At 38.2% G+C, this 6,981-nt stretch carries 5 protein-coding genes and 2 pseudogenes; 2 read left to right on the top strand and 5 right to left on the bottom strand.

Annotation, left to right across the window (positions count from 1 at the left end):
• Positions 1-409: metallopeptidase TldD-related protein (locus tag WG67_RS08695; RefSeq protein ID WP_458694919.1), on the top strand; the 409-nt coding region annotated here is incomplete at its 5' end.
• A gap of 284 nt (positions 410-693) precedes the next feature.
• A complete protein-coding gene (locus WG67_RS04285; RefSeq protein ID WP_010081919.1) occupies positions 694-1,941 on the top strand; it encodes an IscS subfamily cysteine desulfurase in 1,248 nt (415 codons plus the stop codon).
• Between the two features lie 34 nt (positions 1,942-1,975).
• Here WG67_RS04285 and WG67_RS04280 read toward each other — a convergent pair whose 3' ends face one another.
• The 5 genes and pseudogenes from WG67_RS04280 to WG67_RS08690 all read right to left on the bottom strand — a co-directional run.
• Positions 1,976-2,776: an Rpn family recombination-promoting nuclease/putative transposase gene (locus WG67_RS04280; protein ID WP_070356954.1), complete on the bottom strand. Its 801-nt coding sequence runs from the start codon at positions 2,774-2,776 to the stop codon at positions 1,976-1,978.
• On the bottom strand, positions 2,740-4,320 hold the full coding sequence (ltrA, locus tag WG67_RS04275) for a group II intron reverse transcriptase/maturase (protein WP_070356953.1): 1,581 nt from the start codon (positions 4,318-4,320) through the stop codon (positions 2,740-2,742). The genes WG67_RS04280 and ltrA overlap by 37 nt, the downstream gene beginning before the upstream one ends.
• Before the next feature lie 627 nt (positions 4,321-4,947).
• A pseudogene (locus tag WG67_RS07720) lies at positions 4,948-5,193 on the bottom strand (PD-(D/E)XK nuclease family transposase); the annotation flags it as partial.
• A 279-nt stretch (positions 5,194-5,472) separates the two neighbouring features.
• Complete coding sequence (gene dxr / locus WG67_RS04260) at positions 5,473-6,636, bottom strand: 1-deoxy-D-xylulose-5-phosphate reductoisomerase (protein WP_070356952.1); 1,164 nt, start codon at positions 6,634-6,636, stop codon at positions 5,473-5,475.
• Between the two features lie 72 nt (positions 6,637-6,708).
• Positions 6,709-6,981, bottom strand: a pseudogene (locus WG67_RS08690) (hypothetical protein); the annotation flags it as partial.

The raw sequence follows: 6,981 nt of genomic DNA, 5'->3' as shown, positions 1-6,981 counted from the left end.
AGGTAATGGTAGAAGAGAAAGTTATAAAGAAGTTATTATGCCGCGCATGACAAACACCTATATGTTGCCCGGAAAGTATACACCGAAGGAAATAATATCTAGCGTAAAGAAAGGTCTATATGCAGTAAATTTCGGTGGTGGGCAGGTTGATATAACGTCAGGAAAATTTGTTTTTTCATCTTCGGAAGCTTACCTAATAGAAAATGGCAAAATTACACAGCCAGTAAAAGGAGCAACACTAATTGGTGACGGTCCAACAGTGTTGAAAAAAGTATCTATGGTTGGTAATGACTTAAAGTTAGATCCTGGTGTTGGCACATGCTCGAAAGATGGACAAAATGTGCCCGTTGGAGTTGGTCAGCCGACACTCAAAGTCGACGCAATAACTGTTGGTGGAACTGAGATATAGATAAGGGCTAAAACGGATTCCAGCGCACGGCGCACAGCTGTACAAACATTATGATTTGGAAGCAATTGCCACCAATAGGGTGTCATCCCAGTGTTTGAGGCAAAACTGGCTATAACATAAAACTGGCTATAACATTTAACACACTGCTTTCGCAAATAAATGTTCGTACAGTTATGTGTCAGCTACTTGGATGACACTTTTGTACTTGATGCAAGATTATATCTTGAAAAAATTAAGTTTTAATGCTATAAAATAATTGTAAATTTTGTCTCCGTGGTAGCTTTATGAATGTTGAAAGTAAAAAAATACACGATGCTAAAATAAAATTACCAATATTTCTTGATTATCAATCTACTACTAAAGTAGATCCCCGTGTTTTAGAGGTGATGATACCTTACTTTGGTGAGTTCAGCAATGCACACTCTCGCAGCCATTCATTTGGTTGGACTGCTGAAGAAGCAGTGGAAAAAGCAAGGAAACACATCGCTGATCTGGTGAACGCAGATAGCAAAGAAATTATCTTTACCTCAGGTGCAACTGAGTCAAATAATACGGCAATCAAGGGCGTTGCTCACTTTTATAAAAATAAAGGAAATCATATAATCACTGTCTGCACGGAGCATAAGTGTGTTCTGGATTCTTGTCGGCATCTGGAAAATGAAGGCTTTAAAGTTACATATTTGCCTGTTAAGCAAAACGGAATTATAGATTTATCAAAGCTTGAGGAAGCAATTACTGATAAAACAATTTTGATTTCAGTAATGATGGTAAATAATGAAATCGGAGTAATTCAGCCTGTAAAGGAGATTGGTAAAATATGCAGAAAGCATAATATATTTTTCCATACAGATGCAGCTCAAAGCTTTGGAAAAGTTCCAATTGATGTTAATGAGATGTGCATTGATCTTATGAGTCTCTCTAGCCACAAAATTTATGGACCTATGGGAATAGGCGCATTATATGTACGTAGAAAGAATCCTCGTGTTAGGCTGATACCACTAATTAGTGGTGGTGGACAGGAAAGAGGCATGCGTTCTGGAACAGTTCCAACACCTCTTGCAGTTGGTTTTGGTGAAGCGGCACGTATTGCTAGAGAAGAAATGAAAAAAGAAACAACTAGAGTGGAAGAATTAAGGGATATTTTGTATAACAAGATAAAAGAAGCGTTTCCTGATATCGTTTTAAATGGTGATTATGAAAATAGAATTCCTGGCAACCTAAACTTGAGCTTTCCCTATGTTGAGGGTGAGTCTCTCATCATGGCAATCAAGGATTTAGCAGTAAGTTCTGGTTCTGCGTGCACGTCTGCGTCTCTTGAGCCTTCCTATGTAGTACGGTCGCTAAATAATGGCCATGACCTTGAGCATTCATCAATTAGATTTGGCCTAGGCCGATTTACAACTAGAGAAGAAGTTTTGTATGCAGCAGATCTTGTTGCTAAAAATGTTGGCCGACTGAGAGAAATGAGCCCACTTTGGGAGATGGTACAAGAAGGAGTAGATTTGAACACCGTGAAATGGGACTCTCATTAAATGTATCCGTTCCAACTGCAAATGCACTTTGAAATTACTCTGTACCGTTCACACTTAATTCTTCAATCTCACTAATAGAAAGGCCAGTAAATTTGACAATAGTGTTGACATCAACATTGTTAGCCAGCATTGCTTTTGCGACTTCGATTTTTCCTTCAATTTTCCCTTCCTCTTTACCGATTTTGATGCCTCTTTCTTCGCCAATTTGGATGCCTTTTTCAGTAGCAAGGTCAAGTCTGTATTCAAGAATGGCTTCTTCTTTCCGTAGATCCATTATTCTTTCTTCATAAGCTACTAAATCTTTTTCATTCCAGCTAAACCTGTCTAATTCATCGTAGGCTAACTTTATTATTGGTGCTTTTTCTGCTATTTTCCTTAAGTCTTCTTCCGTAGTTTCATCTGCATATTTGAAGAAAAATAACCAACGATCCACTATGCTTTCTAGCTGTTCTTCCTTATTCTTAGGAAATTTAGGTAGTTCAATAAATACAAATTGAAAATCTTTTAAGTCATGCTCATAGGTTTTCTCATCTCTTATAGTGTGGCTGGATATATAATCAAGCTTATCAGGAAATAAATTACAATTAGAGATAGCAATAAAGAAAACCTTCTTTAAATCAATGTACTTACCAGATTTATCAGCTTGCCTTGAGTAAGCCTTAGCAGCATATAGTTGAGCTCGTTTTTCGAAGCCTTTATCGCGAGTGAGCTGGTTAGGTAAGGAAGTAGTATTGCTACTACTCCCTCCCTTAGAAACGCAGCATGCAGGTTTCCCCACACTACGCTTGAGCCCCTTATCTAAGTCCTTCTTTTCTCGAACCGGCTTGTCCTTGATGATTCCTCAGAAAACATCATTCTTAATGGTGACACCAACAGTAGAGAACCTTCTCTTGAGAAAGAGCTTGCTAACATTTTTGTTTGTTTCACTCTTTCATCAAAATACTTTTTCCATTTTAAGTCAAGTGGATTTGCATCCGCCCTGATTTTAACATGTCGTCTGATAGGTATATCAATCAACCTAAGCAGTCTTAAATACCTTATCTCTTTCGGTTTGTTCTTGCATATGGGTGCAGCAAAGACCCATTGGCGTTGTTTCATTACCTTGAAGTAACGATTCTTTATCCAACGTAATCCTTTACGAGGATGTCTTTTCTTTGCCCATTTCCATAGAGCACACATAATTTCATGGTCTATTTTGTTAAAAGCTCTTTTCGCACACACATGGCTGTAGTAATTTCCCCATCCCCTTAATAGGGAATTGAGCAACTTGATTAGTACGGCCTGAGTGTTCGCTATGTTTGCCTTTATCAATGTACGTGCTTTATTAAGAAGTTTCTTAATACTTTCTTTTGAAGGTTTTATAATTAACTTCTTATTATACCTGCGTACATTACAACCAAGAAAGTCAAACCCTGTTGTAATAGATGTAATTTTTGTTTTCTCTTCGGAAAGGATAAGACCTCTCTCCTGAAGAAAGGACGATACTAGAGGTTTTACTTCATTTTCCAGTACTTCACGTGTGATTCCTGAAATGATAAAGTCATCTGCGTACCTGATTACATTTACTCCACTTCTGATTTTGCTTCTTCTTTTACTGCCAAGTTTACCAAATTGACTTTCCAATGATTTTTCAAGTCCATTTAGGGCTAGATTTGCTAGTATTGGAGAGATGATACTACCTTGTGGGGTACCTGCAGTTGTGGAATACAGAGTTTTTGATTCTAGGAAGCCAGCTTTTAACCAGCTATGAAGAATTTTCTTCTCCATAGGAATATGCTTCATGAGCCATTCATGGTTAATGTTATCAAAACACCCTTTAATATCACCTTCGAGTATCCATTGTAGTTGGTTACGGCTTGCCAGTAACAATTGACAAGCCACAGTAGCGTCTGCGCAGGATCTTTTTGGTCTAAAACCATAAGAGTGACGATCACTGATCGTTTCAGCTATCGGTTCCAAAGCAAACAAGTATAATGCTTGCATGGCTCTATCTTTTATCGTAGGGATTCCAAGAGGTCTTCTTTTGCCATTAGACTTACTGATGTATATCCGTTTTAGCGGAGAAGGTTTGTATCCTCTTTGTTTTAATAGCTTTATTCCTTGAAATTTTGTGTTGCAAGTTGACCATATTTGACGATCTACACCTGCTGTGTTTTTTCCTTGGTTTTCAGTTACTCTCTTAACCGCCAAAGCTTTGCCGCTAAAAGAGCGTGTGAGAAGGTGTTGTAAAGTTTTCACCTTACCCCATCTGCCTTGTTGGACAGCCTTAACAATACGCCTCTGTAGCCTCATAACAACTTTTTGGCATTTCTTCCAGGGTAACTGGTTCCATGCTTCGGAGTTATTGGTAGGTGCACTTACAGTTGTACTTGTAATCATCTGCTTTCCTACCTTAAGTGGTTAACAAAGTTTCTTGTCATGAGGGACCAAATGGAAGTCTGCTCGTTTTCACGCGAATTAATGTTACAAATTCTATCCATTTCGTTACAAAATGGCATTCGCTTTCTCCATTATCCTTTACCTGCACATCCACCAGCATCTATTGCATTTTGCCTGCCATATAGGCGAAAATACAGGCTTATCCTGTTCCTTTTGTCATACAATAGTGGGTTAGGTGGCTTCTCTATACCGGTGGAATTATTATTTGCGTACATCCAGAAATGAAAAATGTCACATTACCTTTTGGTCGGAGCTTATCAGCATCTTTAGCTCTTTAATCGTTACGATACTTATGAAGCTTCACTTACGTTCACCATACCACTAAGCCTAGCCCTCCAACCACATGATGCTTGTAGTTTATGCTTTCTCTCACGATTGAGCATCTTCTTTATCAAGAGGAGGTTCATTGTCCGCGTCGCTCGGCACCAACTGGTTACCCAATTCGCACTGATGCGTAGACTCAGATGGCAAAACATCTGGTTCAATAAGCTTTAGAATCCTTTCAGTTTCTTTCTGAATGAATTCCTCTCCTTTTAAACAATATGACCGAAGGCTTTCAGGTCGCACCATTTCAATCACATACCTAGCCCCACTAGAGTCCCTGCAAAGAACATCAACTATACTTTGCTTATCAGAGGCAATTTCAGGATCCATTATAGTACTGAGGAATTCCACTTCTTGTATAGTATTTATCTCGGTAAACCCTAAAATATCATTCAAAAAATGTATGAGAATATTCTTATTTTTTTCAGTGCCAAATATTTTTTTGAAGGTTAAATCCAGCTTAGGGTCGAGAAACTTAGATAAAGCCATAGCCAAAGTGCTTAAAAATATTAATAATTATACACTATTATTAACAATTATTCAACCATATTTTTGAAGATAGCTATGCCGCCGCGAACCGTCATACCGCCGCGGTATCTCTAGATCCCGCTAACAAGCAGCGGGATGACGAATTACTTAACCGTCATACCACCGCGAACCTTCATACCGCCGCGGTATCTCGGCATAGATTCCGCTAACTAGTAGCGGAATGACGATTGTGTATCGTGTTTTGCTAAAAATCACAGAATGCAGTCTGGTTACATTACTCTAGCTATACGCAACAACTTTACTTTCAACAATTTTGTGAGCAATAATACGACTTTCATAATCAATATTTATTATATCAGATAGTGAATTAATATCAGTATAACTACCAAAACTTTCCATTGTTGATTCCACTACCTCTACTATTTTTAAAAAGCCGATTCGTGACTTCAAAAATTCATTAACAGCTATTTCATTTGCAGCATTGAGCACAATACTGTTTGTTTGTGGAGCAGAAGAGTTTAACACTGCCATGCTAAGCTTTAGCGCAGGAAAACGCTTATGGTCTGGTTCTTGAAAGGTCAATTTTCCTTGCTTTGTTAAATCTAATTTACGATTTAAAGCTGATCTTTCCGGCCAAGATAGAGCATATGAAATAGGAATTGCCATGTCAGTTTCTGCAAGCACAGCAAAGTTGAACCCATCCTTATAAGTTACAATTCCATGTACTATTGACTCAGGATGCACTATTGCTTCAATTTTATCCGGGCTGATATTAAACAAGTTATGTGCTTCTATTATCTCTAGTGCCTTATTCATCATTGTTGCGCTATCAACCGAGATTTTCTTTCCCATATTCCAAGTGGGGTGACTAAGCGCCTTATCTACCATAACATTTCTTAATTGCTCAAGGCTATAATTTAAGAATGGTCCACCAGAAGCAGTAAGTATGATCTTTTCTACGCATTTGTCGTCATTTTGCAAAATTTGAAAAATTGCATTGTGCTCAGAGTCAATAGGGATTATTTGTACATTTTTTTCTTTAGCTTTTTTGAGTAATAACTTTCCACCGCAAACAATGCTTTCTTTGTTTGCCAATGCAATGACTTTGGTACCGCTTTCTATAACTTCCATAACTGGCCCAAGGCCTGCAATGCCAACTATTGCAACAACTGAGAGATCAACAGGTATGGTAGCAATATTTGTAGCACCAATTGCTATTTTTACATCTGTACCAAGTAAACTTTCTTTCAAATCTTTGTAAAGCCTTTCATCGGAGATAGCAACATATTTTGCATTTAGCAGTTTTGCTTGGTGTGCCAGTAGAGCAAAGTTCGAATGGGCACTTAGTGCTTCCACTTGGTATTCTTCTTTTCTCTTTGAGAGCAAATCTACAGTCTTTTTTCCAACACTTCCTGTTGATCCCAAAACTGAAACCTTTTTCACTAAGACAAACTCATAACAACAGCAACTTTTCTTATTAGGCCTTCTTCCAACTATTCAATAGTTTTTAAGTGTTTAACCAAGTTCATGTCCGTGGTCATCGCCAACAGATGGTGAAGGACCAGGTGAAAAAGATTGACCATGGTGATCACCTGCATCATGCATGTCTTGCAAACCATCAGCATTATGAGCTATTTCGTTATTGGCATGAGGGTAATCATCTGAGTGATGTCCATCATCACCATGAGCCATATCCATTTCTTCTGATGGCATATCTTCCCCACCTCCACCTGAAAAATATTCTGCAAGGCCTTCAAGAAGTTTTATGCCAAACATATTACCTGACTT

This window comes from Wolbachia endosymbiont of Drosophila incompta, from assembly GCF_001758565.1.
Classification (GTDB): Bacteria; Pseudomonadota; Alphaproteobacteria; order Rickettsiales; family Anaplasmataceae; genus Wolbachia; species Wolbachia pipientis.
This window is presented reverse-complemented; position numbering and strand designations above follow the sequence as displayed.

What these genes read in the sequence shown, in the direction of transcription:
- WG67_RS04285 (WP_010081919.1), top strand. Translation starts at nt 694, where the DNA reads ATGAATGTTGAAAGTAAAAAAATACACGATGCTAAAATAAAATTACCA.
- ltrA (WP_070356953.1), bottom strand. Translation starts at nt 4,320, where the DNA reads ATGATTACAAGTACAACTGTAAGTGCACCTACCAATAACTCCGAAGCA.